Annotated in this window: 3 protein-coding genes; all 3 read right to left on the reverse strand. The window is 68.9% G+C overall.

What is annotated here, in order from left to right:
• A partial coding sequence (locus A9X03_RS05635; protein ID WP_068260071.1) for an enoyl-CoA hydratase/isomerase family protein occupies positions 1 to 788 on the reverse strand: 788 nt, incomplete at its 3' end.
• The gene (locus tag A9X03_RS05640; protein ID WP_082950093.1) at positions 785 to 1,018 is read right to left on the reverse strand and encodes a lipoyl domain-containing protein; all 234 of its coding nucleotides are present in this window, start codon (positions 1,016 to 1,018) and stop codon (positions 785 to 787) included. The genes A9X03_RS05640 and A9X03_RS05635, both read right to left, overlap by 4 nt.
• A complete protein-coding gene (locus tag A9X03_RS05645; protein WP_068260074.1) occupies positions 1,015 to 3,033 on the reverse strand; it encodes a thiamine pyrophosphate-dependent enzyme in 2,019 nt (672 codons plus the stop codon). Before A9X03_RS05645 ends, A9X03_RS05640 begins: the two co-directional genes overlap by 4 nt.
• Positions 3,034 to 3,161: the final 128 nt, after the last annotated feature.

Consider the following 3,161-nt stretch of genomic DNA (forward strand, 5'->3'; position numbering starts at 1 on the left):
CGGCTGACCGCCCAAGCCGGAGATCGCTTCTGCAGGAACGCCGTGAAGGCCTCGATCTGTTCGGCGGTTCCGATCGACGACCAGTAGCCCGTCACGTCAACGGGCGGCAGCGCTCGCGCCATCTCGCGCTTGACGGCCGCCCGGGCGGCGGGGCCGGTCTTCCGGACTCGCTCGAGCAAGGCATCGACCTCCGACTCAAGGGAGTCGTGGGCGACGACTTTGCCGACCAGGCCGAGACGCTCGGCCTCCTGGGCTTCGACCCAATCATTGCCGTAGATCAGGTGATTGGCCCGCAGCGTGCCCAGTCGTTGCGGTAGGCGGGCGGCGACGAACGCCTCGTACACGCCGCGGGTGAGGTCGGGGACCCGGAACCGGGCGCGATCGGAGGCGACGACGAGGTCGGCGAACAACGTCATCACCAAGCCGCCGCCCATGGCGATGCCGTTGACGGCGCAGACGACGAGTTTCGGTATCTTGCCCAGCGTTTCGAACGGTGTTCCGTCATAGGACTCGGTGAACGCGTCCCACCGGCGATCCGGATTCTGCACCGCGTTCATGTCGCCGCCCGCACAGAACACGTCGCCCGTGCCGGTGATCACCAGGAAGTTCAGGTCCGGTTCGTCGGCGACGATCATCGCGGCCCGTTTGATCCCGTGATAGCCGTCGGCGGTGACGGCGTTTTTCTTCTCCGGCCGGTTGATGGTGACGGTCAGGGTGTCGCCGTCGATCCTGCCCTCGAGCTCCGACGCACAGAGGTCGACGTCGACGGAATCCGGTAGGGCGTTCACTGCGCCTCGATCACGGCGAGCAGTTCGCCGACGTCATAGCTTGCCCCGGCGCTGACCTTCCACGTCACAACGCCGCTGGCCGGCGCCTCGATGTCCATCTCGACCTTGTCGGTGGCGATCTGGTAAAGGGGATCGCCCTCGGAGACATGCGCGCCGTCCGCCACGTAGAGCTCCGTCACCTCCGCTTCCGTGATCGCGTCGCCCGGCTTCGGCATCCGCACCTGGATCACGCGATCCTCCTGACCGCTTCGACGAGCCGCGCCGTGTCCGGGCGGCAGGCGGCTTCCAGCGTCGCCGCCCGCGGGACGGGCGTGTACGTTCCGCCCACGCGCTGGATCGGGGCCGACAGCTCGCCGAAGAGCTCCGTCCCGACGGCCGCGGCGATTTCGGCTCCCGGGCCGCAGAACCCGACGGACTCGTGAGCGACGACCAGGCGCCCGGTTTTGCGGACGGAGTCGAAAACGGTGGCCAGATCCAACGGCACCAGGGAGCGCAGGTCGACCACCTCCACCGAAACGCCTTCGGCGGCAAGCTGTTCGGCGGCGGCCAGGGCGGCGTGCACCAAGCTGCCGTAGGTGCAGATCGTGACGTCAGCGCCGGCGCGTTTGACGTCGGCCTGGCCGAGCGGGATCACGTAGTCGTCCGTCGGCACGGGCCCCTTGCCGCCGCCGTAATAGAGCTTCATCGACTCGATGAACAGGCAGGGATCGTCCTCGGCCAGGCAGGCGTTGAGCAGCCCGACAGCGTCGGCGGCGGTGCTGGGCCACACGACCTTGATGCCGGGTGTGTGCATCGCCCAGGCCTCGAAGGCCTGGGAGTGCTGCGGGCCGGCCGCCGTGCCCACCATGGCGCGGATGACAACCGGGGCGCCCTGCCGTCCGCCGGACATGTAGCGGATCTTGGCCGCGTGATTGGCGATCTGGTCCATGGCCACGCCGAGGAAGTCCATGAACATCAGCTCCGCCACCGGCCGCAGACCACCCAGGGCCGCGCCCACCGCGGCGCCGATGATCGAGGACTCCGCGATCGGGGTGTCGCGCACCCGCTGGGCGCCGTATTTCGTCGACAACCCCGCGGTGATCTTGAACATGCCGCCCGACGGGTCGGCGATGTCCTCGCCGAGCAGCACGATCGCATCGTTGGCCGCCATCGCGCGATCCAGCGTGCGGTGGATCGCCTGCACCAGGCCGAGGGTCTCGGTTTCGCCCTGGGGCATCGCGGCGCGCTTTGTCGCCGGTGCCGCAAGCTCGCTGCCGTGGGCGGCAAACACGTCGCGGGTCAGTTCGTCGTCGGCGGGGGGCTCGGCGTCGCGGGCGGCGGCGAAGGCCGCGTCGATCTCGGCAACCAAGTCGGCGTCGATCCGGTCCAGGTCGACGTCATGCGCCAAACCCTCGTCGATGAGCCGCCGCCGATACCGCGCGAAGGGCGGGTCGGCGCGCTTGGCGGCCAGCTCGTCGGGGTCGGCGTAGGGCATCTGGTCGCCGAAGTAGTGCCCCTGCAGGCGGTAGGCGACCGCTTCGACGAACGACGGCCCGCCCCCGGACCGTGCGCGCTCGGCCGCCTCGGCCACTGCCTGGTACACCGCGTGCGGGTCCGTGCCGTCGATCGTGACGCCGGGCATCGCATAACCCGCGGCCCGGTCGGACAATCGCGCCGTGCGGGTGTAACCGGCCACCGGCGTGCATTCGGCCCACGCGTTGTTCTGGCAGAAGAACACCACCGGAAGCGCCCATAGCGCAGCCATGTTCATGGCCTCGTGGACGTAGCCGATGCTGGTCGCCCCGTCGCCGAAGCTGACCAGCACCACGCGGTCACTGCCCTTGACGGCCTCCGCCAGCGCGATCCCGTTCGCGATCAGGGGGCCGGCGCCCACGATGCCGGTGGTCCAGGCGATGCCATGCTCGGGGTCGTAGATGCCCATCGCGCCGGCCTTGCCCTTCGACAGGCCGGTGCCGCGGCCCAGGATCTCGGCGAAGTACGCGGTCAGGTCGACGCCCTTGGCCACGACGTCGCCCAGCCCGCGATAGGTGGTGACCAGTTGGTCCGCACTTGACAGGGCGAGCGCGGCCCCGGCCGACATCGCCTCCTGACCGTCCACCGGCCAATAGCTCATCGCGATTTCCCCGGACGACAACCCTTTTCGGACGCGCTGGTCGCTGTGGTGCACCTTGCTCATGAGGCGGTACAACGCGACGGCCCGGTCGCTGCTCAGGGGCCGGGTACCGACGTCTACCTGCGTGGCCATCACCACTCCTTTGCGATGCGCACTCCGCCAACGAGCATACAATACAATATGACGATATTTGTTCAGTCGTCCGATGGCGCCCAGTGCCAGTGAGGAGAGCTTCGACCGCGATGCCCGATCGACCAGCC

The sequence above is a fragment of the Mycobacterium sp. E1715 genome (genome assembly GCF_001667625.1).
In the GTDB taxonomy this organism is placed as follows: Bacteria; Actinomycetota; Actinomycetes; order Mycobacteriales; family Mycobacteriaceae; genus Mycobacterium.